Annotated in this window: 23 protein-coding genes; 10 read left to right on the top strand and 13 right to left on the bottom strand. The window is 61.7% G+C overall.

The window, feature by feature from the left end:
* Nucleotides 1-41 precede the first annotated feature (41 nt).
* The 4 genes from U0023_RS19885 to U0023_RS19870 form a co-directional block, all read right to left on the bottom strand.
* Nucleotides 42-548: a cytochrome b gene (locus U0023_RS19885; RefSeq protein ID WP_009491747.1), complete on the bottom strand. Its 507-nt coding sequence runs from the start codon at nucleotides 546-548 to the stop codon at nucleotides 42-44.
* Nucleotides 549-689: 141 nt separating this feature from the next.
* Complete coding sequence (locus U0023_RS19880; RefSeq protein ID WP_009491746.1) at nucleotides 690-1,514, bottom strand: carbohydrate ABC transporter permease; 825 nt, start codon at nucleotides 1,512-1,514, stop codon at nucleotides 690-692.
* Nucleotides 1,511-2,449 carry a carbohydrate ABC transporter permease gene (locus tag U0023_RS19875; protein ID WP_009491745.1) on the bottom strand — a complete coding sequence of 313 codons (939 nt, stop codon included), beginning with the start codon at nucleotides 2,447-2,449 and terminating at the stop codon, nucleotides 1,511-1,513. Before U0023_RS19875 ends, U0023_RS19880 begins: the two co-directional genes overlap by 4 nt.
* A 40-nt stretch (nucleotides 2,450-2,489) precedes the next feature.
* Nucleotides 2,490-3,824, bottom strand: a complete 1,335-nt coding sequence (locus U0023_RS19870) for an ABC transporter substrate-binding protein (protein ID WP_009491744.1) — start codon at nucleotides 3,822-3,824, stop codon at nucleotides 2,490-2,492.
* A 140-nt stretch (nucleotides 3,825-3,964) separates the two neighbouring features.
* Here U0023_RS19870 and U0023_RS19865 point away from each other — a divergent pair, with 140 nt between their 5' ends.
* The 3 genes from U0023_RS19865 to U0023_RS19855 are packed head-to-tail and all read left to right on the top strand — an operon-like array spanning nucleotide 3,965 to nucleotide 6,462.
* Nucleotides 3,965-4,852 carry a dihydrodipicolinate synthase family protein gene (locus U0023_RS19865; RefSeq protein ID WP_040638446.1) on the top strand — a complete coding sequence of 296 codons (888 nt, stop codon included), beginning with the start codon at nucleotides 3,965-3,967 and terminating at the stop codon, nucleotides 4,850-4,852.
* Nucleotides 4,849-5,523, top strand: coding sequence for a GntR family transcriptional regulator (locus U0023_RS19860; RefSeq protein WP_009491742.1), 675 nt, complete (start codon nucleotides 4,849-4,851; stop codon nucleotides 5,521-5,523). The genes U0023_RS19865 and U0023_RS19860 overlap by 4 nt, the downstream gene beginning before the upstream one ends.
* Before the next feature lie 3 nt (nucleotides 5,524-5,526).
* The gene (locus U0023_RS19855; protein WP_009491741.1) at nucleotides 5,527-6,462 is read left to right on the top strand and encodes a PfkB family carbohydrate kinase; all 936 of its coding nucleotides are present in this window, start codon (nucleotides 5,527-5,529) and stop codon (nucleotides 6,460-6,462) included.
* Here U0023_RS19855 and U0023_RS19850 read toward each other — a convergent pair.
* The 5 genes from U0023_RS19850 to U0023_RS19830 form a co-directional block, all read right to left on the bottom strand.
* Nucleotides 6,455-7,348: an NAD(P)-dependent oxidoreductase gene (locus tag U0023_RS19850; protein WP_009491740.1), complete on the bottom strand. Its 894-nt coding sequence runs from the start codon at nucleotides 7,346-7,348 to the stop codon at nucleotides 6,455-6,457. The genes U0023_RS19855 and U0023_RS19850 overlap by 8 nt on opposite strands.
* Nucleotides 7,349-7,406: 58 nt before the next feature.
* Nucleotides 7,407-8,921 (bottom strand): tripartite tricarboxylate transporter permease, encoded by a 1,515-nt coding sequence (locus U0023_RS19845; protein ID WP_009491739.1) that lies wholly within the window; start codon nucleotides 8,919-8,921, stop codon nucleotides 7,407-7,409.
* Between the two features lie 25 nt (nucleotides 8,922-8,946).
* Entirely contained in the window at nucleotides 8,947-9,426 is a 480-nt protein-coding gene (locus tag U0023_RS19840; RefSeq protein ID WP_154661047.1) for a tripartite tricarboxylate transporter TctB family protein, read from the bottom strand.
* Between the two features lie 80 nt (nucleotides 9,427-9,506).
* Nucleotides 9,507-10,502 carry a Bug family tripartite tricarboxylate transporter substrate binding protein gene (locus tag U0023_RS19835; protein WP_009491725.1) on the bottom strand — a complete coding sequence of 332 codons (996 nt, stop codon included), beginning with the start codon at nucleotides 10,500-10,502 and terminating at the stop codon, nucleotides 9,507-9,509.
* Nucleotides 10,503-10,649: 147 nt separating this feature from the next.
* Nucleotides 10,650-11,669 (bottom strand): 4-hydroxythreonine-4-phosphate dehydrogenase PdxA, encoded by a 1,020-nt coding sequence (locus U0023_RS19830; protein WP_052600523.1) that lies wholly within the window; start codon nucleotides 11,667-11,669, stop codon nucleotides 10,650-10,652.
* Nucleotides 11,670-11,886: 217 nt separating this feature from the next.
* Between U0023_RS19830 and U0023_RS19825 the strand changes: the two genes are divergently transcribed.
* From U0023_RS19825 to U0023_RS19800, 6 genes are all read left to right on the top strand, one after another.
* On the top strand, nucleotides 11,887-12,576 hold the full coding sequence (locus U0023_RS19825; RefSeq protein ID WP_009491723.1) for a GntR family transcriptional regulator: 690 nt from the start codon (nucleotides 11,887-11,889) through the stop codon (nucleotides 12,574-12,576).
* 54 nt (nucleotides 12,577-12,630) lie between these two features.
* Nucleotides 12,631-13,350: a 3-oxo-tetronate 4-phosphate decarboxylase gene (otnC, locus tag U0023_RS19820; protein ID WP_009491722.1), complete on the top strand. Its 720-nt coding sequence runs from the start codon at nucleotides 12,631-12,633 to the stop codon at nucleotides 13,348-13,350.
* A gap of 4 nt (nucleotides 13,351-13,354) precedes the next feature.
* On the top strand, nucleotides 13,355-14,164 hold the full coding sequence (locus U0023_RS19815) for a hydroxypyruvate isomerase family protein (protein WP_009491721.1): 810 nt from the start codon (nucleotides 13,355-13,357) through the stop codon (nucleotides 14,162-14,164).
* Nucleotides 14,161-15,423, top strand: a complete 1,263-nt coding sequence (gene otnK / locus U0023_RS19810) for a 3-oxo-tetronate kinase (protein ID WP_009491719.1) — start codon at nucleotides 14,161-14,163, stop codon at nucleotides 15,421-15,423. The genes U0023_RS19815 and otnK overlap by 4 nt, the downstream gene beginning before the upstream one ends.
* A gap of 174 nt (nucleotides 15,424-15,597) precedes the next feature.
* Nucleotides 15,598-16,992 carry an NAD(P)H-dependent oxidoreductase gene (locus U0023_RS19805; protein WP_009491717.1) on the top strand — a complete coding sequence of 465 codons (1,395 nt, stop codon included), beginning with the start codon at nucleotides 15,598-15,600 and terminating at the stop codon, nucleotides 16,990-16,992.
* 24 nt (nucleotides 16,993-17,016) lie between these two features.
* Nucleotides 17,017-18,000: a bile acid:sodium symporter family protein gene (locus U0023_RS19800; protein WP_009491715.1), complete on the top strand. Its 984-nt coding sequence runs from the start codon at nucleotides 17,017-17,019 to the stop codon at nucleotides 17,998-18,000.
* 82 nt (nucleotides 18,001-18,082) lie between these two features.
* Here U0023_RS19800 and U0023_RS19795 read toward each other — a convergent pair whose 3' ends face one another.
* Nucleotides 18,083-19,354: a GNAT family N-acetyltransferase gene (locus U0023_RS19795; RefSeq protein ID WP_040638445.1), complete on the bottom strand. Its 1,272-nt coding sequence runs from the start codon at nucleotides 19,352-19,354 to the stop codon at nucleotides 18,083-18,085.
* Between the two features lie 427 nt (nucleotides 19,355-19,781).
* Between U0023_RS19795 and U0023_RS19790 the strand changes: the two genes are divergently transcribed.
* Nucleotides 19,782-20,624, top strand: a complete 843-nt coding sequence (locus U0023_RS19790; RefSeq protein WP_009491711.1) for a calcium-binding protein — start codon at nucleotides 19,782-19,784, stop codon at nucleotides 20,622-20,624.
* 250 nt (nucleotides 20,625-20,874) lie between these two features.
* Here U0023_RS19790 and U0023_RS19785 read toward each other — a convergent pair whose 3' ends face one another.
* The 3 genes from U0023_RS19785 to U0023_RS19775 form a co-directional block, all read right to left on the bottom strand.
* Nucleotides 20,875-23,565, bottom strand: a complete 2,691-nt coding sequence (locus U0023_RS19785) for a PAS domain S-box protein (protein WP_009491709.1) — start codon at nucleotides 23,563-23,565, stop codon at nucleotides 20,875-20,877.
* A gap of 113 nt (nucleotides 23,566-23,678) precedes the next feature.
* Complete coding sequence (locus tag U0023_RS19780) at nucleotides 23,679-24,323, bottom strand: chemotaxis protein CheX (protein WP_009491707.1); 645 nt, start codon at nucleotides 24,321-24,323, stop codon at nucleotides 23,679-23,681.
* Complete coding sequence (locus U0023_RS19775) at nucleotides 24,320-24,703, bottom strand: response regulator transcription factor (RefSeq protein WP_009491706.1); 384 nt, start codon at nucleotides 24,701-24,703, stop codon at nucleotides 24,320-24,322. The genes U0023_RS19780 and U0023_RS19775 overlap by 4 nt, the downstream gene beginning before the upstream one ends.
* Between the last annotated feature and the right edge of the window lie 168 nt (nucleotides 24,704-24,871).

The raw sequence follows: 24,871 nt of genomic DNA, 5'->3' as shown, positions 1-24,871 counted from the left end.
CTGATGCTCGCCGGCGCGGGCTTCCGGCTCGACCCAATGCGCTAGATTGGGTTCATCCGCTGCATCGTTCCGTCTCGGAGCACGAAGTGGTGCCAAAAGGCGATGATGGAATGAAGGCCGGCAAGAAAGAGGACGATCGTGCCGCCGGTCTGGTGGATTTCCGCAATCGGACCGGCAGGTCCCTGCACGGGCGCTGTGAGCGCCGGCAGGGATAGGCCGAAGAACGAGACCGACACGCCCATGCGCGAGGCGGCATACCAGCCGGTAAGCGGCAGGCCGATCATGAACAGGTACAGCACCGCATGACCGATCTTAGCCGCAAGATTAAGCCACGGTCCCTGAGGATCCTCGATGCGGAGCTTGCTGCCCCACCAGCGGGCGATCAGTCTCGGTACGACGAGCAGGAGCACGGACAGCCCGAGCGAAAAATGCAGCATCGGTGGGTTGAGGCGAACCTGCCGGCCGCCTTCGGAGGTCAGCCAGGCAGCCAGGATCAACAGGGCCATAGCCCAATGGAGAATGATGAGGGTTCTCGAATAGCGCGGCATTCATGCCATCCTTCGATACGACCTCCGGCTTCTGCCGAAGTAGTCCCATATTAGCATCCGGCTTCCGCGCAACGATGAGCTGGATCAAAACTGCCGTCCCTTCGCACGGTGCGATCATTTGGACCCCGGCGGAGAACCCCGTCAGCCGCCTTTCACGGCCCCGGCCGTCAAACCGGCCACGATTTGCCGCTGCGCCACGATTGTCAGGATGAGGACCGGGAGTGTTACGATCAGGGCGGCCGCGGCCAGGGGGCCCCAGCTAAGCTGCTCGAAGGACAGCATGTTGTAGACCGCGACCGGCAGGGTTCGGGTCTCTCGCCCCGCCAGCACGACGCCGAAGACGAAGTTGTTCCACGAGAAAATGACTGCAAGGATGAAGGCAACCGTAATACCGGGCTTTGCGATCGGCAGGGCGACGTAGCGAAAGACATCCCATCGGTTGGCACCGTCGATGACCGCCGCCTCCTCGAGCTCGAGCGGGGTCGTCTCGAAATAGCCGATCATGATCCAGATGACGATCGGCACCGTGATCACGAGGTGGGCGATGATCTGCGGCAGCAGCGTGCCCATAAGGCCAAGCCATTGGAACAGCAGGAAGAGCGGGATCAGGTATGACAGGCCGGGCGTCATTCGGGCGATGAGCACGACGACGGCGGCCTTGGTGGCCTTCATGCGGGCGATGCCGTAGCCGGCGGGCACGCCGATCAGAAGGGCGAGCCCGGTCGCAGCTCCCGTCACGATCAGGCTGTTGAGGAAGAAGAGGCCGAAGCGGTTCGACTCGAAGACGCCGGTATAGTTCTTCCAGGCGAAACGTTCGGGGATCAGGATCGGCGGATAGGCGGCGTTGTCGACCTCGAATTTCAGCGAGAGCGAAATCATCCAGAGGAAGAACAGGATGGCCGGAGAGACCAGCACGAGGCCGACGAAGAACAGACCGATCGTGTCGGCGGCTTTGCGGATGTTCATGCGCCCCCCTGAAGGTCCATCCACTTCGTGCGCTGGCGAAGATGGAGCATGAGAAGGGACAGGGCGATGACGATGGCGAAGAACACGACCGCGATGGCCGATCCGTAGCCGACGTCGTAATAGGCGAAGGCGACGCTGTAGAGGTAGAGATTGATCGTTTCGGACGCAGTACCCGGACCGCCCTGGGTGATGGCGTAGATGATGTCGAAACTCTTCAGCGCATCGATGGTCCGGATGATCACCGCCACCATCAGGAACGGAGCGATCATCGGCAGCGTGATGTAGCGAAAGCGCTGCCAGATGCTCGCGCCGTCGATAGCGGCGCTTTCATAAGGCTCCGTCGGAATGGCCGCGAGACCGCCCAGGACGATGAGCATCACGAGCGGCGTCCATTGCCAGGTTTCGACGAGAACCAGCGACGGGATCACGGTCGAGGGATTGAAGACCCAGGCCTGCGGACCGATGCCGATCAGCGACAGTAGATAATTCAGGACGCCGAGTTGCGGGTGGAACATCATCGTCCAGACCAGGGCGATTGCGACGGGCGTGGCCATCATCGGCATTACGAAGATGCCGCGGAGAATGCCGCGCAACGGCAGGCGGGAGTTGAAGATGAGAGCCGCCAGCGTGCCGAAGATCAGCGGCAGGACGACCGCCAGGACCGTATAGACGAGCGTGTGGCCGACCGAAGTCAGGAACCGCTCGTCGGATGCGAGACGCATGTAGTTCGACAGGCCGGTGAAGCGGCGCGCTCCACCGACCGTCCATTCCTGCAGGCTCATCCAGACCGTGAAGGCCCACGGGAACACGATCACCGATCCCACCACGGCAATGGCGGGAACGACGAAGGGCCAGTACGAACGCGGCGGGCGCGCGCCCGTGGCGGGCGTCGCCTCCGCGGCCGATGCGACTTGGCGCTCAGCGATGGTGGTCATGGACATGCTCCACCATCGCGACCTGCTCCCACGGCCCGCATCAAGCCTTCTCGCTGCGCTCGAGGATGGGCTTGAACTGTTCCGTCGCCTTCTTCATCTCAGTCGCCGGATCGCCTCCTGCCAGAAGATTGGTCAGCCCGATGCCGATGATGTCGCGGAACTCCGTCACCGGCTGGATGACCGGAAGGCCGAGCTTGCTGATCTTGCCCGATCCCACCACAGCGTCGATCCATTGCGGCGGCATCTTCACGCCCTTGCGCGTCTCGGGATCGTCGAGGATCGACTGGCGGAACGGCACGCCGCCGCCCGCCTGCAGCAGGCGCGCGCCCATGAGCTTCGAGACCGCCCATTGGCAGTAGAGATAGGCCGCCTCCTTGTTCTTGCTCGCGGCGGTCACGCCGATGCCGTCACCGAAGGTGGCCGAGGCCTGGGCCTTCGGTCCCTTGGGCATGACGCCGTAGCCAACCTTGCCGACCACCCGCGATTTCTCCGGATCCTCCAGCGGAGGCGCGAAGCCGACGCCGTCGAGCCACATGCCGACCTTGCCCTGCAGGAAGGCGGATTGGCATTCCGACCAGTTGAAGCCCGCGACGCCCTGCGGGGCGGCCTTGGTCAGCAGACGCTGGTAGAGCTTCGCCGCCTCGATGGCCTCCGGCGAATCCGTCATCAGCTTGCCGTTGGCATCGACAGGATCGACGCCATAGCCGAGCAGGAAGCTCGTCCAGACGGGAACGTTGGCGTTCTTCAGGCCGCGTGCGACGAAACCGTAGGTTCCTTCCTTGGCGTCCGCCAGCGCCTCGGCGGCGACCACCATCTCCTCGAAGGTCTGCGGATAGGCGAGCCCCTTCTTGGCGAACAGATCCTTGTTCCAGTAGATCATCCAGTAATCGACCGAGAACGGCAGCGAGAGCATCTGGCCCTGCTGGTTCTTCGCGTAGAGCAGACCAGCTTGGGAGAAGTCGCTTTCGGTCAGGCTCGGATCCGTCAGCTCCGGGTTCTTCATGAAGCCGCTGATGTCGGCCAGCCAGCCGGCCTTCTCGAACTGGCGCTTCTGGACGTGGTAGCTGAGATGCACCACGTCGAAGCTCGGGCTTCCCGAGTTCAGCTCGATGACGGCCTTCTGCCGCTGTTGCTGCTCCGGTGTTTGCTCCGACGAAACCTGGATGCCCGTCAGGTCGGTGAATTCCTTCTCGTATTTCTGCAGCACCTCGCCGCGCGGACTCTTCACGAGGTTCACCCCGATCTTCGTGCCGGCGTATTTCTTCCAGTTCACCTCCGCGAAGGCAGGCCCGACGCCGCCGAGACCATACGCGGCAGCGGCCGCCGTGCTTGCGAGAAATGTACGACGGGTAACCGAACCGACCTTTGCAGCCATGGCGCATTTCCTCCGTGTTTCGATGTAACGGTCTCTTCGGACTCTTTTCAGTGCTTGCAACCGATTAAGCCCCATGTAACATGTTAGTGTCAACACGGCACTTGCTCGGCCTCGCGCCGAAGCTGTTACTGGAGGCTCCCGTGTCGCTCGGCTTCGGCATCAGTCCCGCTCTCGTCACGCCCTTTCTCGATGGACAGGTGGATGTTCACCGTCTCGTCAAGCACGCGAAGGATTGCCTCGCCCGAGGCTGCCGGACGGCGACGTTGTTCGGGACGACGGGCGAGGGCCCGTCGATCGGGGCGAGGGAGCGCGACCGCATTGCGAACGAAGTCGCCGGCCTCGGCATTCCCACGAACAAGCTGGTGGAAGGCGTGCTCGCCTGTTCGCCCGAGGAGGCCGCCTACAGCACGAGCCAGGCTCTGCAACGCGGCGCCCATGCGGTCCTGCTGGCGCCGCCCTTCTACTTCCGCCCTGCCCCGGACGATGCGGTGTTCGCATGGTTTGCGGCGGTGTTCGAGGCGGTCGGCAGCAGCGTGCGCGACATCCTCCTCTATCATATCCCGGGCGTGACCGGCGTGCCCCTGTCGCAAACGGTCATCGCGCGCTTGAAGGAGCGCTTTCCGGGCGCTATCCGGGGCGTGAAGGACAGTGCGGGCGATCCCGAGGCGACATTCGCGCTGATCGAAGCCTTTCCCGATCTCCAGATCCTGGTCGGCGACGAGAGCTATCTCGGCCGGGCTTGCGCGGCGGGAGCGGCGGGCTCGATCTGCGGCGTCGCCAACATCGTGCCGGAGGCCGTGATCGCCCTGGCGGAGAGCGGCCGGGACGATCCTCGCATCGTCGATCTGGTGCAGGAGATCGGCCGATATCCCATCGTCCCGATGGTGAAGGCGCTCACGGCCTATGTGCGTCAGGACCCGGTCTGGGCGATGGCGCGGCCGCCCCTTCCGACCTTGGACGATGCGAGCACCGCGCGGGCCGTCTCGCTGCTCGAACCGTTCGGACCTGTGGTCAAGGTCATCGCATGACCATCGCCCGCCCCGCACCTCGGTCGGAGATCAAGCTGCGCGAGCGGGCCTATGACGTGTTCACGGAGCAACTGCTGCGAAGCGAGATCAAGCCGGGTCAGTTCGTGACTCAGCGGGAGCTGGTCGCCCTGACTGGCCAGCCGCTCGGGGCGATCCGGGAGTTGATCCCGCGACTGGAGGCGGAAGGCCTGATCGTGACCGTGCCGCAGCGCGGATTGCAGATCCTGCCCCTCGACATCACGCTGATCCGCAACGCCTTCCAGTTCCGGCTGATCCTGGAGCGCGAGGCCATCGCGGCCTTCAGCCAGACGGCCAGCGATGCCGCCATCGAGCGGATCGAGGTCGCTCACCAGGCGATCGTCGCCTCTGCGCAAAAAGGGCTGACGGAACAGGTCGTCGCCGAGGCCCAGCAGGTGGACCGGGAGTTCCACGAGAGGATCATCGACGATCTCAACAATGAGATCATCTCGAAAGCCTACCGGGTCAACTGGATCAAGGTCCGCCTCATTCGGCAGAGCGAGACGAGTCTCGACGAGGAGCTCGTGCTCCCGGTGATGCGCGAACATCTCACCATCATCGCGGCCATGAAGCGTCGGGACATACCGGCCGCCGTGGAAGCCGCCGTCGCGCATATCATGAGCGCCCGCACGCGAGCGCTGCGCCTCGAGTAAGCCATGAACGTCAAGCCGGTGATCTGTCTCGGATGCGCTTTCTGGGACACCATCTTCAAGATCGACCATATTCCGGACCACGGTGCCAAGGTGCTGCCCGAGAAGGCCGTCCAGGCAGCTTCAGGCATGGCGACGGCGGCGGCGGCCACAATCGCGCGCCTCGGTGGCGATGTCGAAATCTGGGCCCGCATCGGAGATGATCCCACGGGCGACAGCTTCCTGCACGATCTCTCCAGGGAGGCGATCCGCACGGACCATATCCGCAGAATAGCGGGTGCCCGCACGGCTTTTTCGACCATCCTCGTCGACAGGTCCGGTGAACGGCTCGTGGTGCCCTACACGGATCCGTCGCTCGATGCCGATCCGAGCTGGCTGCCGCTCCATCGCGTGGCGGAAGCTGCCGCGGTTCTCGTCGACATGCGCTGGATTGAGGGCGCAAAGGTCTTGTTCGCGGAGGCACAGCGTCACGGCGTTCCCAGGATCCTCGACGCCGATGTCGCGCCGCCCGACGAACTCCGCCAGATGATCACCCTCGCAGACCATGTGCTGTTTTCCGAGGCTGCCCTGCTCTCCCTCGCCGAGAGCCGCTCACCCAGGGACGCTCTCTTGGACGTGGCGCAGCACCTCGACGCGGAGATCGTCGGAGTGACGCTCGGTGCGGCAGGGGCATTGGTCTGGCAGCGCGGAGCGCCGGAGGGCACTCTCTCCGAATTCCCAACGCTTCCTGTTCACGCGGTCGACACCCTGAATGCCGGCGACGTCTGGCACGGCACCTATGTCTATGGGCTCGTCAACGGGTGGGACTTGCCGACGAGAATCCGCATCGCGAATGTCGCGGCGGCCATGAAATGCGAGCATTTCGGCGGCCGCCTCGGCTCTCCTCGACTTCCGGAGCTGTTCGAACGAAGCCGTACACTCTTGCAGGAAACGCTTACTTGAGACCTTCGCCGTTGCGGCGCTCGAGTTCGACCAGCAGACCGCTATGGTCGAGATCGCCCGCATTCGCGATCAGACCACGGAACAGATCCGCCGTCAGCGCGGTGTAAGGAAGGGCTTGAAGATCGATGCGCTCCGCCGCGTCCAGGGCGTTGTCGAGATCCTTCAGATGGGTAACGGAACGCCCCTTGGTGACGAAGTCGCGCTCGACCATGCGCTGACCGTGGAGTTCGAGGATGCGGCTTTCGGCAAACCCACCGCGCAGAGCCTCACGGACCTTGGCCGGGTCGGCACCGCCGCGCTGCGCCAGAAGAAGCGCCTCGGCCACCGCCCCGATGGTGACGCCGACGATGATCTGGTTGGCGAGCTTCGCGAGCTGCCCTGCCCCGTGCGGCCCTACATGGATGGGCCGTCCCATGACGCTCAGGATGGGTTCGACGCGAGCGAACATCTCGGCCTCGCCGCCGGCCATGATCGCCAGCGTCCCCTGCTCCGCGCCGGTGGTTCCACCTGATACGGGCGCATCGATATGATGGACGCCTCTCTCCGTCAGGTGCCCTGCATGGTCCTGCGCTTCCGCGGGCTTGATCGAGCTCATGTCAACGAGGACGGAGCCCGGCTTCAGCGCCTCCGCCACGCCCTGCGAGAACAGGACATCGGTGACGATCCTGCCGTTCTCCAACATGAGAATGACGACGTCGGCATCGCGCACCGCATCGGCAGCCCTGTCCATCACACGAGCCCCGAGCGGGGCGAGCGCCTCCGCCTTCTCGCGCGAACGGTTCCAAAGCGTCAGCGAATAACCTGCCTCGAGTAGCCGCTTCGCCTGGCGCGATCCCATGAGACCGATGCCGAGAAACGCGATGTTGAGCGAAGTCGTAGCCGCCATTGGATTCTCCAGCAAGATGGCCCGCCCGGATTCCCGAGCGGGCCCTTTGAACATCGGCTCAAGCGACCGCCGAGGAGGTCTTGGCCTTCGTCAAGCGACCGAACAACGTGCTCAGGACCGGGCCGAGGGCCAGCGCGAGGCCGATCAGCATGAGCGTGGTGACGAGGCCATTCGACCAAAAGATCGAGAGCGAGCCGCGCGACATGATCATGGATTGCCGGAAGGCATCTTCCGCCTTGTCGCCGAGCACCATCGCCAGCACGAGTGGAGCGATCGGGTAATCGAGCTTCTTGAACAGGTAGCCCACCACGCCGAAGGCGAGAGCAAGCCACAGGTCGAACGGACGACCCGCCACCGTGTAGGCACCGATGAAGCACACGACCACGATCACCGGACCGATGATGGCGAAGGGAATGCGCAGGATCGAAGCGAAGAGCGGAATGGTCGCGAGCACCATCAGCACGGCCACGATATTGCCGAGATACATGCTGGCGATCAGACCCCAGACGAAGTCGGGCCGCTCGATGAACAACATGGGGCCTGGATTGAGACCCCAGATCATGAGACCGCCCATCATGACGGCCGCGGTCGCGGAGCCGGGCACGCCCAGCGCGAGCATCGGCAGGATGGCGCTGCTTCCGGCGGCGTGATCCGCCGTCTCGGGAGCGACGACGCCTTCCGGCTCGCCCTTGCCGAAGCCCTCCTTGCGCCGGGAAAGGCGCTTGGCAAGACCATAGCTCATGAAGGACGCAGCCGTCGGCCCGCCGGGCGTGACGCCCATCCAGCAGCCGATGGCGGCGCTACGCAGCAGCGTCACCCAATATCGCGGCAGAGTGGCGATCGTCTTGAGCACATCGCGCACCTTGACCCGCGCCCGAATGCCGTCGAAGCGAAGCCCCTCCTCCATGGTGATCATGAGTTCGCCGATGCCGAACAGGCCGATCACCGCGATGAGGAAGCTGATGCCGGACAGGAGTTCGTTGAACCCGTAGGTCAGACGCAGGCCCCCGGAGACCGTATCCATGCCCACTGCCGCGAAGGCGAAGCCGAGGCCCATGGACACGACGGTCTTGAACGGCGACGCGGCGCCCAGTCCGACGAAGCTCGCGAAGGCGAGGAAATAGACGGCGAAGTACTCGGGCGAGCTGAAGCGAAGGGCGAACTGCGCCACCCAGGTCGACAGCACCGTGATGAGGATGACGCCCACGAGCGCGCCGAAACCGGCGGACAGGAATGCGAGCGTCAGGGCCTGCGTCGCCTGTCCTTGCCGCGCCATCGGGTACCCGTCGAACGTCGTCGCGACGGATGACGGCTCGCCCGGGATGTTGAACAGGATCGATGTTGTCGATCCACCGAAAAGCGCTCCCCAGTACATGCTGGTGAGCAGGATGATCGCCGCCACTGGATCCATGGTGAAGGTCAACGGCAGAAGCAGTGAAACGCCGTTCGGCGCTCCGAGTCCCGGCAGGACGCCGACAAGAATGCCCAGCAGGACACCGACCATCATCAAGATGACGTGGTACGTTGTCAGCGCGACACCGAACCCGTGAAGGAGTGATGCGAAATTTTCCACGATCTGTTCCCGTCAGGATTGGAGGCTAGTAGATGCCGAGAGCGGCTTCGAGCGGGCCCTTCAGGAGAGGCACCTGGAAGGCGACTTCGAGAAGGACATAGAAAGTCACGGCCGCAGCGATGCCTGACGCGATGGAAACGAAGAGCCTGTACTTCCCCTGCGACCACATGACGAAGGCAAGATACAGCGCCGTTGCCACGTAAAGCCCGAGGAGGAGCGACACCACCACGAAGGCGAGCATCGGCAAGAAGAACGACGCGACACGCATAGCCTCCTCCTTATGGAGGAAGACCGATTGCAATCCCTTCCGGCCGACGGTCGCCTGGACCAGGGTGCCTATGCTCGCGAGGACGACCAGGAGCCCCATGTAGAAGGGAAAGGTCCCGGATTCCGGGCCCGCGTCGCCCCAGCCAATTCCGAACTCCAACGCGCCGATGACCGCTGCGAGGCCCAGGCCCGCGGTCAAGGTCGCAGTTCCGATCTCAGCCGTATAACGAGAAATCATGACGTTCATCCCGGTCCGATGAATACCGCATAAAATAAGGGCTGACGGGGTTTCCCCCGTCAGCCATGGGATCGCTCCGATTAACGGACGACCCAGCCTTCCTTCTCGAAAACCTTGCGGTTCTTGGCATCGTCGTCTGCGATGAAGGTCTTCAGATCGGCGCCGGCCAGGAAGCGGTCGGTCTGAGAGGTGCGCTCGATGTATTCCTTCCACTCAGGCGTCTCGCTCACCTTCTTGAGCACGTCGGCGTAGTACGCGACGGTCTCGGCGGGAACCCCGCCCGGAAGCCACACGGTGCGCGGCATCTGGAACTTGTCGATCGGAATGCCGGCTTCCTTGCAGGTCGGGATGTCGGACCAGCCCATGGTGGCCGTGACCTTCACGTTGCCCTGAAGGCGCGTCGGGCTGAACACGCAGAGCGGAGTGACAGCACCGGCCTTCCACTGACCGGCATTCTCGTTCGGGTTGTTGGTGTTCGAGTCGATGTGGCCGCCGGCCAGCTGCACGCCGGCCGCGCCACCGCCCTGGAACGGCACATAGATGAACTTGGCGCCGGTCGCATCCTGGATCAGGCTCGTCAGCGTCTGGTCCGTATCCTTGGACTGGCTGCCGCCCATCTTGAAGCTATCGGGCTTCGCCTTCACGGCATCGATATAGCTCTTGGCATCCTTGTAGGGCGAGTCCGACTTGACCCAAAGCAGGAACTCGTCGAGCGCCATGGCGGCGACCGGAGTCAACTCGTCGGGCTTGTAGGCGAGCTTCGCCACGTACGGCAGCAGATAGGCGTTGTTCGTGCCGAAGGTCAGCTTGTGGGTGTCGCCCGCCGCCATCTTCGTATAGATGAATCCTTCAGCGCCGCTGCCGCCGCCCTTGTTGGTGACGATGACGGATTGGTCCATCAGCTTGTGCTTGGCAATGACCGACTGCACGACGCGGGCGAAGTTGTCGGTACCGCCGCCGGGTGCGGACGTGACCACGAACTCGACCGGCTTCGAGGGTTTCCAGTCGGCCTGCGCGACACCGCCGAGCGTCAGCGCGGTGGCGGTGGCGAGCAACCATGAAGTCTTTTTGAGCATCTTTCTTCCTCCCTGTGATGTTTCCGAACGATGGCGTCGGGTCTCGGAACTGTTGCCGAGAGCCGTTTCCCCTCACGTGGAATCGGCCCTCTTCTTTGCTAGCCGCATTTTTTGACGGTGAACCGGATCCGCTTCACCGAAATTGCTCTAGGAATTGACCGCCGACAGTCTCGGCTGCTCGGCGTTGGACCGGCGAGCCTTCACTTCGGCACCCATGCGGATGGCCAGAGAAAGGGCCTCTCGGCTGGCGCCGAGATTGGCGATGCCCTTGCCGGCGATTTCATAGGCCGTGCCGTGAGCCGGCGTGCAGATCGGGAACTCGAAGCCGCCGATGAGCGTGATGCCACGGTCGAAGCCCATCAGCTTCATGGCGATCTGCCCCTGGTCGTGATACATGGTGAGAACGGCATCGAAATCGCCGTTCTTGGCACGCAGGAAGACCGTGTCGGACGGGAACGGACCCTCGACCGCAAAGCCCTGCTCCTGCGCCTGGCGAACCGCAGGCTCGATCACGTCGATTTCCTCGGTGCCGAAATTGCCGCCGTCACCCGCATGCGGGTTGAGGCCGGCGACCGCGATGCGCGGCGGGTTGAAGCCCGCGGCGCGCATGCACTGATCGGCCAAGGTGAGCGACCGCAGAATCGACTTCTCGGAAATGGCCGACGCAACCTGCGACAGCGGGATGTGGGACGTCACGCGGGCATTCCAGGTCCGGCCCAGAACGTTGAACTCGCTTGCCGCGACCGACGTCTTGAGAACGTCGCGTACGAAGCGGATCTCGTCGTCGTAGCCGTCATAGGCCAGACGCATGGCCTTCTTGTTGAAGGGCGTGAAGAACACCGCATCCGCGCGGCCCGACTGAGCGAGCAGAAGAGCGCGACGGAAGTTTTCTGTCGCGAACTGACCGCCTTCGAGCGTAGCGGTGGCGGGCACGACCTGATCGAGGCTCAGGTTCTTGAGGTCAACGAAAACCGGTCTGGCGGAGCGCTCCGGAACAGCCTGCTCGGAGGCAACGACCTCCACGTCGACCGAAACACCCGCAACCTTGGCGCCCTGCTCCAGAATGCGCAGATCGCCGAAGATCACGAGGTCCGCGCCGGAACGGAACTCGTCCGATGCAATCAGCTTCGCAGCCAACTCCGGGCTGATCCCAGCCGGATCGCCCATGGCGAACGCGACAGTCGGCTTTGCTGACGGGGTCGATAACGTTTGAGCGCTCACGGCAACCTCTTCTCGGGATGACCCAGGGACACTAACAGGGCTAAATTTCGTACACAAGTATGCTGCATACAGAATTTTGTTTGCGGCCATTCAGGAAATGATTGTATAGAGTGAGCAATGCCCGTCATGACTTGTGGAAAGACGGCTGAAGATGGAACGAGCCATGACATCCGAAGCAGCCGGCCTGCCGGTCGACGAGTTCGATTCGCGCGGACCGATCCTCCGCCCCACTCTCCACGACGCCATCGTGGCGCGCGTGCGCGACATGATCATCGAGGGCGAACTCGCGGCGGGGACCAGGCTTCACGAGGGGAATCTGGGCAAGCTTCTCGGAGTGTCCCGCACTCCCTTGCGCGAAGCCCTCAAGTTTCTCGTGAGCGAGGGGCTGCTTGAACTCTCCCCCGGGCGCGGCGCCGTGGTCCGCCAGTTCACTGCCAAGGACGTGCACGACAGCCTGATCGTGCTCGGCAATCTCGAAGGTCTGGCCGGGCGTCTGGCCTGCGAGCACGCCACCGACGCCGAGATCGGCGAAGTCCGGCAGCTGCACGACCGCATGATGGACATGTACGAGAAGCGCGACCGCCTGCCCTATTTCAAGCTGAACCAGAGCATCCACTCGGCGATCCTGCGCCTCTCCAAGAACGAGGCCCTCGTGTCCGTCCACAGCGTCCTGCAGGCCCGTCTGAAGCGTATCCGCTACATCGGAAACGAGGGGCCGGAAAAATGGGCCGGCGCCGTCGCCGACCACGAAGAGATGATCGCCGCTCTGGAGGCGCGCGATGCAGATCGCCTGTCGAAGATCCTCAACGCCCATATGGAAAAGACATGGGAGCGCGTCCGTCACGCCATCTGATAGCAGCCGTCATTGAGCTTCCACGTCACCCCCAAAGGATTCCAAAGGCTTCCCATGAGCGATGAGAGCCGCCTGCGCGAGACGATCTGCCAGTTTGGGCGCTCCCTGTTCGAGCGTGGTCTCACCGCAGGCTCGTCCGGAAACATCTCGATCCGCCTGAGCGACGGAGGATGGCTGACGACCCCGACCAACAGTTCCCTCGGCTTCTTGGATCCGGCCCGGTTGAGCAAGCTCGACTCCGAGGGGCGCCTCGTCTCCGGCGACGCCGCGACAAAGGAGTTGCCCCTCCACTCCGCGCTTTATGCGACTCGCAAGGACGCGGGTGCGATCGTTCATCTGCACTCCACTCACTCCGTCGCGGTCTCGATGCTGCCCGACGTCGACCCGGCCAATGCGCTGCCGCCCATGACGGCCTATTACGTCATGAAGATCGGCCGGACGGCCCTCGTTCCGTATTACCGGCCGGGAGATCCCGCCGTGGCCGATGCGATCCGGGGGCTTGCAGGAAAGTACAGCGCGGTTCTTCTGGCCAATCACGGCCCTGTCGTGGCCGGCAAGGATCTGGAGGCTGCCGTCTATGCCACTGAGGAGCTGGAAGAGACCGCGAAACTGCGCCTCCTCCTGCACGGCCTCAATCCGCGCCTGCTGACCCGCGCGCAGGTTCGGGATCTTGTGACGCATTTCAATCTGGATGAGGCGATTGCTGAAGAAGCACCTGGCGGCACGCAGGAATGCTGCTCCTCTCCCCATCACCATTCTCATACCTGCGGATGAATCGATGCCACGTTTCTCGGCCAACCTAGGCTTTCTCTTCACTGAGCTTCCCGAAATCGACCGCGTCGCCGGAGCAGCCGCTGCGGGCTTCAAAGCCGTCGAGATGCATTGGCCTTACGAGGTTCCCGCGGCCGACATGCGCAGCGCCTTGACTCGCAGCCAGGTCACCATGCTCGGACTGAACACACCGGTCGGGAATGCTGCTGCGGGGGATTTCGGGCTGGGAGCCTTGGCGGGCCGAGAAAACGAATTCCAGCAGGCCGTCGATCAGGCCGTTTCCTACGGCCATGCCATCGGCGCGACGGCCGTCCACTGCATGTCCGGAACTGTTTCCTCCGATTCGATGGCGATTGCCGAACGGACTTTCGTAGCGAACCTGACGCTGGCAGCCGACAAGGCTGCCCGAGCGGGCATGACGGTTCTGATCGAGCCGATCAATCATCGGGACAAACCAGGATACTTTCTGCACACGGTCGAGCAGGCTGCCTCGATCATCGACCAAGTCGGACGTCGGAACGTGAAGATCATGTTCGACTGCTATCACACCCAGATCATGCAAGGCGATCTGACCCGACGGCTCAAGGATCATCTCGATCTCGTCGGCCACGTACAGGTCGCCGCCGTCCCGAGCCGGGCCGAGCCGGATGAAGGCGAGATCGACTGCCGCTATATCTGTCAGTTCCTCGACCGCCTGGGATATGACGGGTGGATCGGCGCCGAGTACAAACCGCGTGGGCGCACGGAGGATGGCCTCGGGTGGCTGACAAAATGGACCCAGGATCCTTCCTCGACCGCCCATGGAGCTGTGGCATGAAGCTCGGATGCATCGCCGATGATTTGACCGGGGCAACGGACTTGGCCCTCATGCTGGCCCGCGAGGGGCTTCGGACCATCCAGACGATCGGAGTGCCGCGCCCCGAACTGGATCTGGCAGACGCAGACGCTGTCGTCGTTGCGCTGAAATCCAGGACCAATCCCGCGCAGGAGGCTATTGATCTCTCCTTGATTGCTGCAAAGGCCCTCAAACAGGCCGGCGCGCAGCACCTGTTCTTCAAGTACTGTTCGACCTTCGATTCAACGGACGAAGGAAATATCGGACCGGTCACCGAGGCGCTCCTTCCATTCACCGAAAGTGACTTTACCCTCGCGTGCCCGGCCTTTCCGGCAAACGGCCGAACCGTCTACAAGGGGCACCTCTTCGTCAATGGCGTCCTTCTTCACGAAAGCAGCATGAAGGATCATCCACTTACGCCCATGCGTGATTCCAACCTCGTGCGTGTGCTTCAGCGTCAGACGAATCTCTCGGTCGGCCTCGTGTCCTATGACGATGTCGAGGCCGGACCGGACGCCATTCGCTCGGCCTTTCACCGCGAGAGATCCGCGGGACATCGGATCGCGATCGTGGATGCGCTGAACGACGCGCATCTTCGTGACATCGGCCTCGCTGCAGCAGACTTCCCTCTCATCACGGGCGGATCGGGCGTCGCCATGGGCCTACCAGCAGCCTACAGGCAGGGCGCTCGTTCGGGTCACGCAAGCAGGACCGGGTTCGAAGCGCCGGCCGGACGGAGCGTCATCCTGGCCGGATCCTGCTCCACCGCGACGCGAGGGCAGGTCCGGGCGGCGCTCGATGCCGGAATTCCTGCGCTGCGTCTCGACGCCATGGAGCTGGCTTCGGGTGCGACCGATGCGCAGGCCGCACTCGACTGGCTGAAGGCGCAGCCTGCGAGCGGGCCTGCGCTGATCTATTCCACCGCAACTCCTGAGGAGGTTCTTGCGGTTCAAAGCAAACTCGGGCGCATGAATGCCGGAGAGATCGTCGAGAACACGCTTGCGGAGATCGCAAAAGCGCTACCGGCTCTCGGCTTTACCCGCCTCATCGTCGCTGGCGGCGAGACATCCGGCGCCGTGGTGAACGCCCTCGACGTCGATGCCCTCGCCATCGGACCCGAAATCGATCCCGGCGTCCCCTGGACGCGCTCGCTTGCAGGCAGTGATCTCGCGCTTGCGCTGAAGTCGGGGAACTTCGGAGCCCCGGACTTCTTCCTGAAGGCTTGGAGCATGCTTCGCTAGAGCATTATTTTACGGCGAGGCGGATCTAGTTCGCCGTAAAATAATCGGCTCCGCAAAGAAGGGCGATGATTCCACGTGAGTGGAAACAGCTCTAGAACGTCGGCTTCGAGACGTCAGCGTCAGACTGCACAATAAGCCGGGGGTGCCAGCCTGCCGGATGGGGAGATACGCGCGATGAATTACCATGATTACTATGCGAAGGCGGACCGTCCGGTCGAGACTTGCGTCGTCGGCACAGGTGGCTTCGGCCAGAGTTTTCTTGCACAGGCGCAACGCGTTCCCCTGATGAATGCGCGAATTGCCGTGGATCTCACGGCCGAGAGTGCGGCGGCAGGTTTGAAGGCAGCCGGCGTAGACCCACGCAGTATCCGGATCTGCGACACTGCGCGTGATGCGAAGGCGGCGTGGGATAGTAACGACTTCATCGCAGTTAAGGATCTCGCCCTCGTCTCCGACCTTCCCTTCGACGTGCTCGTGGAAGCGACGGGGCAACCACAGGCCGCGGCTCGCCATGGCTTTATCGCCCTTGAGGCGGAAAAGCACCTCGCGCTCGTCACGAAGGAACTCGACAGCGTCGTGGGCCCCGGGCTCAAGGCGCTTGCCGCCGAACGCAACCGCGTCGTCACGACAGTTGACGGAGATCAGCCGGGCCTCCTCATTGGGCTGGCGACCTGGGCGGAGGTCATGGGGTTTCACATCGTCGCGGCCGGCAAGTCGAGCGAGTACGATTTCGTCTTCGATCCCTCCTCGCGCCGCCTCGTTAGCAATGAACGGTCCGCAGAGAACGTGGATCTGGAAGGCCATTGGGCTCTCGGCCAACGGGACGTGAGCGAGATCCTCACCGCGAGGGGCCGCGCCATCGCTGAATTCCCGCAACGGGCTGTTCCAGATCTCTGCGAATTGATGGTGGTCGCAAACGCCACGGGCCTGCAGCCGGATCGCTTCGATCTTCACGCACCGCTCGCCCGCATCAATGAAGTTCCGACGATCTTCTCGCAGCGCGGCGATGGCGGAATCCTTTCGGGCGACCGGCGCCTTGATGTATTCCATTGCCTGCGCAAGCCCGATGAAATCAGCTTCGCGGGTGGTGTGTTCGTGGTCGTCCGCTGCGACGACGCGAAGAGCTGGGACATGCTGGCCCAGAAGGGCCACATCGTCAGCCGGACGGGTGCAAACGCAATGGTGTTCCTGCCGCGGCACCTACTCGGCCTTGAAGCGGCCACAAGCGTCCTCGATGCCGCGATCCATCAGACATCCGGGTACGGTTACGATTACCGGCCCCGTTATGACCTGATCGCCGTGGCGACCGAGGATCTGCCGGCCGGCACGGTTCTTTCCATGGGGGGACACCACCATACGATCTCCGGTGTCACCGCCGAATTCCGCCCGGCAAGCCCTCTCACGGCGAACGCGCCCGCGCCCTTCTATCTAGCGGCCGATTGCCGCTTGGCGACACCGATCCTCAGAGGGCAGGAAATCCGCGTCGGCGACCTCGAGCTTCAGGCGGATTCGGCGCTGATGGACCTGCGCCGGCAGCAGGATGCACGCTTCTTCAGCTCCCGGTCCTGAAGCTCACGTCGGGGCGCGTCATCCATGGCTTTTCTCTCCCTCCTGCGACCCGACCGTTTCACCGTCGCCCTTGTAACAACTGCCCTCCTTGCGACGTTCCTGCCCGCAACGGGTGCGGCGGCCCCCATCCTCAAGATGGTGATCGCCGGCTCGATCGCACTCCTGTTCTTTCTTCAAGGCGCCCGTCTTTCGCGGAAGGCTATCGTCGAGGGCGTCGTTCACTGGCGCCTCCACCTGATGGTGTTCGCCGCGACATTCATCCTGTTCCCGGTTCTCGGAGTGCTCACGAAGACATTTCTTGAATCGCATTTCGCACCTGGAATAGCCTTAGGAATCCTCTATCTCTGTCTTCTCCCCTCCACGATCCAATCTTCCATCACCTTCACATCATTGGCACACGGGAACGTCGCAGCCGCAATCTGCAGCGCATCGGCCTCCAATGTTCTCGGGGTCTTCCTGACACCCCTCCTCATGGGTCTCTTCATGCAGACTCAGGGACATGTGTCGTTCGGAGAGATCGGGGAAATCGTGCTGCAGATTCTCGTCCCCTTCGCAATCGGACACCTCGCGCGCCCGTGGGTCGGACAATGGGTCGAGAAACGCCGAACGCTGACGGGCATCGTAGATCGCGGCGCGATCCTGCTGGTCGTCTATTACGCCTTCGGGGAAGCTGCCATCAACAATCTCTGGCGGCGATTGGCCCCCCTCGACATGCTCGTCCTGGTCCTCGTGAGCTGCATGCTCCTCGCTGCGGTCCTGGCTCTCACGACGACGGCAAGCCGGCTCTTCGGCTTCTCGCGCCGAGACGAGATCGCGATCGTATTCTGTGGATCCAAGAAGAGCCTCGGAAGCGGCGTCCCGATTGCCAGCATCCTGTTCCCGGCGAGCATGATCGGCGCTGTCATCCTGCCGCTGATGCTGTTCCACCAGATCCAGCTGCTGGTCTGTGCGGTCCTGGCGAGATCCTATGCCGAGCGCGGGAATTCAGCGCGAGATTCTGCCTGTTAAACAGAATTGGACGAACCCAAATCGTCAGAATGACATCGGCCGGAAGCGTGATTCGAAACGCTCGGCCTGCAACGAGTGAGAGTCACGACATACGCTTGTGAATGATGTTTCCCTGCGGGATGAAGTGAGCCTCCGCAGCGCGCCTGGGTTTGCGTCCACCCCGGCGCCTGTATCGCCGATAGAGTTCTCTGACGGATTCTGGCACCCGCGAACGGATATGTGTCCAATAGGCCTTGCGCAACCAGATACCGGGTAGATGGATTAGCATCGGCATCGCAGACCGGCGCACAAGATGCAGGTCGATATATTCCTCCTCGGGCATGTGCCAATAGGAATGAGCCTGCGCCTTGCTCATTGGATTGATCTCGTCCAACTCCGGTCGGGCAAACCCGTCCCGAATGGTAGCCTCAGTCAGGAGTGTGCCGACGCGGCACTCGGCGAAGTCCTCGTTGAAGGTGTACTTCGGCAGCATGAGCGATCTGTTGCACCTCAACGCGATCTGGGCCCCCACGAGGGTGTCGTCGACCCAGATTCGGTGCCACATCAAGCGGCCCTGCGCAGCGAAGTTCTCGACCAAGGCTGCATGAAAGGCGAACGAGTCCGGATTGTTGAGAATCGCGCCTCCACAGCGCCCCTTCCAGCCCGCAGCTTCCAGTGCTGCGAACTGGGACAGGAAATCGGCCCGAGCATGCCGGCCGTCAACGATCTCAAAGCGGACCTTTCCACGCTTTTTGATCTTGCGATGGAATCGTCCCAGGTTGCTCGCCATCTTCTTCAGATTTCCAATGAAGGAATCGAAGCTCCCGCTCACATCAAGTATAGAGAAGCCGTGGCGTGCGCTGGTGCACGCGATGTGCCGTGCCGCTCCGTTCTGCAGAGCGGACCAGACAGGCGAATTTTTCCGCACGGCCTGCAGATCAAGTCCGACGTGACTCGGCTCCTGGCGCACCACCTCCGCCAGTAATGCGGCAAACGCTTCGGTCGCGCAGTCTGACGCTAAAGCGATATCGCCCGAAGGCGTCAGCTTTCCATAGGTGCGTAGCAGAGGTCGGCGATGGCCGAGGATCGGATGGGGCATGATCACGACGGGCATCACGCCGACCAATCGTTGTCCCGCATAGGCAAAACAACACATCCAACGCCAATGCGGCCAAAGACCATGCTGGAATGTGGCCTTTACCCAGGCCGGAAGCATGGTCGCAAGCCCCTGAGGTGCCTCCCAGGCCAAACGATCCCATGCTTCCGTATGCGGTTTCAGATCATCCAGATGACGGACAGTCACCACGCGCACAGCATCCATTGCGGCGCTCGGCAACCTGTAAGCAATCTCGATGTCCATTTGGTCCAGCGTCATGCCTCACGCTAAAGTTGGAGCCGTCTGGAGATGATCAGATCAGCATGCCTGCTGAGGACAGGAAACCTAAGTGAGATAAAGTGAAGCTGCCTAAGCGCGTTAGGGGTAACCAGTCAGAGTGACCTGGCGGCCCTTGAAACCCTAGCATCCGGATCCGGCCATTCCATGTGAGTAGATCAATTTTTCGGTATATATCAATTATAGCCAGCGGATTTGGTTTTACATAACAAATACCATTTTAGAATTAGGCGCATAATACTTCCAGTTTTAGAGATATCATCTTTAAGTGTGATACACGTTTAAGTGTCTTTAATGACGTTGCATTCACCACATATGCTTTTGCGACGTATAACAGCAATTCTCTTCTAGTTGCTCAGAGAAATCACGCGTCAGCAACGGGGCCAAGTCATCGGTTGAGGTCAGCATTATGCAATTTCTGAATTGGGACGGAACTTTCAAGTTCGACGCGTTCACCGACATGGGGACGCTTGGCGAACCTACGTCCGGCACGTCGACCCAGGTATATGGGCGTGCAAGCCTCGCAACCTGGGGCGATGCGAGCGACTCCTTTACCATCTTCGGCACGGCTGATGCAGACCTGATTTATCTCGACACATCGAACACGGACACACCGCGTTTGATCAACGTAACGCAGATCTTCAGCGGCGATGGAAACGATATCGTTGACCTGACCACGCCTCGCTACCAATACGGTGCGGTCGCCATCGACGGTGGAAACGGCGACGATTGGCTTTTGGGAAATGATGGCAATGACAGCATCTCCGGCGGGACCGGAAATGACATGATCAAGGGATACGGCGGCAACGACCGCATCGACGGTGGCAGCGGTAACGATAGGCTGTACGGCGGTCGTGGCAATGACAAGCTATCGGGCTCAACCGGAAATGATTATCTGTCCGGCGGACTTGGCAATGACACATTGAAGGGCGGAACCGGCTCCGACATATTCCTTTTCGAGAATAATCCGGTTAAATCCAACGTGGACACGATCATGGATTTCTCTGTGAAGTACGACAGCATCCACTTGGAGAAAGATGTCTTCACCAAACTTGGCCCTCTGGGGCGACTGAAGGCGAGTGCATTCTGGACGGGTAGCGCAGCGCACGACAAAAACGACCGAATCATTTACAATGATCATACTGGCGACCTGTATTACGACCCTGACGGCACGGGATCGGCTGCGAAGAAGCTGATCGCAAAGCTCTCGAAGCATCTTCCGATCACAGAGAAGGATTTCTTTATCGTCTGAGCTGGGCCGCGGTCAAATACTGTCGGCAGCAATACGCCTTCAACAGCATCAGTGTTCAAGCCGCAGCGCCTGCTGCGGCTTTACACATTTACGTGGCCTTGACGAGGATGCCGTGAACACTCCCCCGTTGCTCAGATATCTGTAGGACTGCGCATCCCCTTACGGCACGAATTTTTTGTCTATCCGCACTGCGTACCTATGTCCGTTACGAGTTTGCAGGCTTTGACGATGAGAAGTGCCTCAATATCGATCAGCCCTTTGCGAGGATTTCGCGGATCCGTGCAGCCAGATCCTCAATGGCGAAGGGTTTCGTGATCATCTCCATGCCAGGCGCCAGGAATCCGGATGCGATGGCGGCCTGCTCGGCATAGCCCGTGATGAAGAGCACCTTCAGGTGAGGTCGCACTAGACGGGCATGATCGGCGAGTTGGCGACCGTTCAGACCAGGAAGACCCACATCACTGACGAGCAGATCGACCCGCTGCTTCGACTCCAGGATCTTGAGGCCCGACGGGCCGTCCATCGCTTCCAAAGCCTGGTATCCGAGATCAGCCAAGACTTCGAGGATGAGGGAGCGGACGACCGGCTCGTCCTCGACGACCAGGACCGTCTCCCCCGCCCCGGCCCGATGAGTTTCGCTCGACGCAGGCGCCGGGACCTCACCGTCCAGTTCCCCCGCGTGGCACGGAAGGTAGATCGTCACCGTCGTGCCTTGCCCAACCTCGCTGTAGATCCGGACATGGCCTTCGGACTGCTTTGCGAAACCGTAAACCATGGACAAGCCGAGGCCCGTTCCTTCGCCGAGCGGCTTTGTCGTGAAGAACGGATCGAAAGCCTGCGCCAGCACATCGGCAGGCATGCCGGTTCCCGTGTCGGAGACGCTGATCGTGACATAACGGCCTGGGACAATACCCTGCTGTGACGCGGCACAGGTGCGATCAAGCTTTGAGATCGACGTCTCGATGGTGAGCACCCCGCCGTCCGGCATGGCATCCCGGGCGTTGATCGCAAGATTGAGAATGGCGCTTTCCAGTTGGTTAGGATCGCAAAGCGTCAGTGGAAGACCCTCGCACGCGGATATCCTGAGCTGGATCGCCTCAGACAATGTCCGTCGAAGAAGTTCCTCCATCGAAAGGATCAGCCGATTGGCTTCGACCGGCTTCGGATCGAGCGGCTGCCGCCGGGCGAAAGCCAGAAGACGATGCGTCAGCGCGGCGGCGCGGTTGGCCGAGACCGTCGCCGCGTTGATATAGCGATCAAGTCGCTCGAGCCGCCCTTGCGCCATGCGCGATTGCAGAAGATCGAGCGAGCCGACGATGCCGGTCAAAAGATTGTTGAAATCGTGGGCGATACCACCCGTCAGCTGCCCGACAGCCTCCATCTTTTGGCTTTGCCGAAGCTGGTCCTCAAGCTGCTTGCGCTGGGTCACGTCGCGGCCGACGCTATAGAAGACGTTCTCTGCGGGAGCGAAGGTCCAGTTGATCCACCGATGGGACCCGTCCTTCGCCGGAACGCGAAGATCGATGTCGGTAATCGCCTTGCCCTGTTTCAAGGTCTCAAGCAGGGTGTTGCCCAATTCCCGATCCTCTTCGTGGATCCAGGCATCGACCCGGGTTCCGACGATCTCGTCCTCCCGATATCCCAGGAGTTCCGTCCAGGCTGGATTCACGGCACTGAGATAGCCGCCGCTGTCGCAAACGCTGAACAGATCGCTCGACAAGCTCCAGAGTCGGTCGCGCTCGCGAGTGCGCTCCTCGACGCGGTTTTCGAGCTTCTCGTTCAGCTCTCGGAGCCTCGCCTCCGATTCCTTGGCTGCCGTGATGTCGTAGATGACGCCGATGAAGCGTAACCCGGCCGTTTCCGCATCGCGCACATACTCGCCCCTGCGGGCGAGCCAGCGAAGCTTCTTGTCATCCGCGCGTCTTATCCGGAACTCGACATAGGAGGCACCACCGCCAGAACTCTGCTCCACGAGGACGCGATCGCCTGGCTCGATGAGGGAATTGACCGTCCGAACCGGGAGAACGTTGCTGGCATGAAGTCCGAGGAGACGACAGAACTCCGCCGAAACGTTCACGGTGGCGTAGCCATCCACATACTCGAACGTCCCGATGCCGCCGGCACTCTGCGCAATTCGAAGACGCTCCTCGACATGCTTCTGTTCGGTGATGTCCGTAACGACGCCCGTAAACTGCACGGGCCTGTCGTCATTGCCATAGTGGCAACGTCCCCGCGCCAGCGCCCAGCGGACCGAACCGTCCGAGGCCAACAGACGATATTCTTTCGAAAAGATCTCCGCCCCGTTGAGAATGCCACCGACGGCAAGGCGAATTCTGCGGCGATCGTCCGGGTGAATCGCCTTGAAAAAGGCCTCGGTCGGCAGCCCTTTTGCCGCCTCGGAGGAATTCAGGTCATGAAGCGCGGCGAAGCGCGCATCCCCGGTCAAGCGTCCGTTCGGAATGTCCCAATCCCACGAGCCTCCTGTTCCGGCAACGGTCAGCGTAAGCCGAAGCCGCTCGTTGGTCTGGTCAAGCTCCTTCTGGCTCGCCTCGAGCGCAGCCTGCACCGTTCGTGACTCGTAGGCCTGGGTGACATCGACCTGGGTCGCCAGGAAAAACCGAGGATCGCTGCCTCCATCGGAGATAGGCGTAATGAAAAGATGGTTCCAGAATTCCGTTCCGTCCTTGCGACGATTGAGCAGTTCAGCCGAGATTGCCCTCCCAGCCGAGATCGCTTCTCGAATTCGCGTGACGGTATTATCGTCCACCCGGGGAGCCTGGAGGAAGCGGCAGTTCCTCCCGATCGCCTCCTCCGGCGAATAACCGGTGACCTTGCAGAAGGCATCGTTGACGTACACGATCGGATTGTCCGGAGCTCGGGGATCCGTCGCGATCATCGGGAGCCCGGATTTCTCGAAAGCCCCGAAAACCCGACCTGCCATGAAGCGCAGCTCTCCGGCGGCGGCTTCGATAGCCTTCCGTGCTTCACCCTGAGATAGGATTGGCGCCGTCATATGCGGTAAGAAACGTAGAGGCGAATCTTGGAGACCATCGTCTAAGCCTCGTCTCCCATGACCCGGTCGATGAAGCACGCGATCAGTTCCTTGAGCGCTGAGAGCGACGGCAAATCCATCAGCATGGCGATATAACCTCGAATATCGCGGTTCCGGACGGAGAAATTGATGTAGAGGAAAAGAACGAGTCCTTCATCGGAAGATTCATGCGCATCCGTGAAGAGCCTCATACCGTCGCCGCGAATGACCTCCGGCAGCGAGATATTGAGGGAGCGCTTCAGCATGTTCGCCATGGTCGCAAGGCAGCCATTCAGTATAATGTTGCCTGTCTCCGCCAGAGCTTCCTGCTCCATCTCGACGATCTGCTCCGGCGGCACGTCGTTCCCGATGATGGCCTTGACGAGATCGAAGCTGGTCGCCTCGGGAAAAATCAACAGCGCCCGCCCGGAGAAGGCACCTTCGAACTGCTGCTGGATAGCAACGAGGCTGTCCGTTTCGCGCTCGCCGATGAGGCGGGCTGCGTTCTGAGGAGCCATGATCTCGATGGAGGGAACCGACAGAAGGACCTCTTCGCCGACCATCTTGCGCAGGCTCGAAGCGGCACGGCTGACCCCGATATTGACGATTTCCGTCAGAGCATCGTGTTCGAGATCGGATAGGAGGACACCACCGCTCATCATGCTCATGCGCCGCCCGACCGAAGGCGCAAAGCGGCTCCCGCGATGAACCCTCTCAAGCTATCCTCCGTCAGAGGCTTGCTCACAAATGTGGCATTCACCTCTCTTGCGCGGGCAATCACTTCATCCTGAATATTGGCGGTGATGACCGCAATAGGCATCGTCGGTTGGAGGGCTCGCAACTCGGCCGCCAGTTCCAGCCCATCTTTGTCCGGCATGTTGAAGTCGATCATCGCGATGTCGATCTTCTTCTCGCGGAAGGTCGCCAGAGCATCGTGCGCATTGCCGGCCTCGATACGCTCCCATTCGGGCTGCAGAGCGCTTAAGGCCTTGCCCGCGACAATGCGCGCCAGCTTGCTGTCGTCGACGATCAGTACGGTTGTAGGCACTCAGATGCTCCGCCAGCGGGATCACAACGGCCAATATTGGCCGGTTCTGCTTGAAACAGAAAAGTAATTTTATCTTTTAGAGTACACGGACGGAATGACAACTGCTCAGGCACCGTTCTACTCCGGGCGATGAGGCTTTGCCGCCGTTAGAATAGGGCTCAGCCAGTC

Origin of the sequence: Microvirga lotononidis, from assembly GCF_034627025.1 — a bacterium.
GTDB classification, from domain to species: domain Bacteria; phylum Pseudomonadota; class Alphaproteobacteria; order Rhizobiales; family Beijerinckiaceae; genus Microvirga; species Microvirga lotononidis.
Note: the sequence above shows the minus strand (reverse complement) of the source record. Positions and strands in the feature narration are given on the sequence as shown.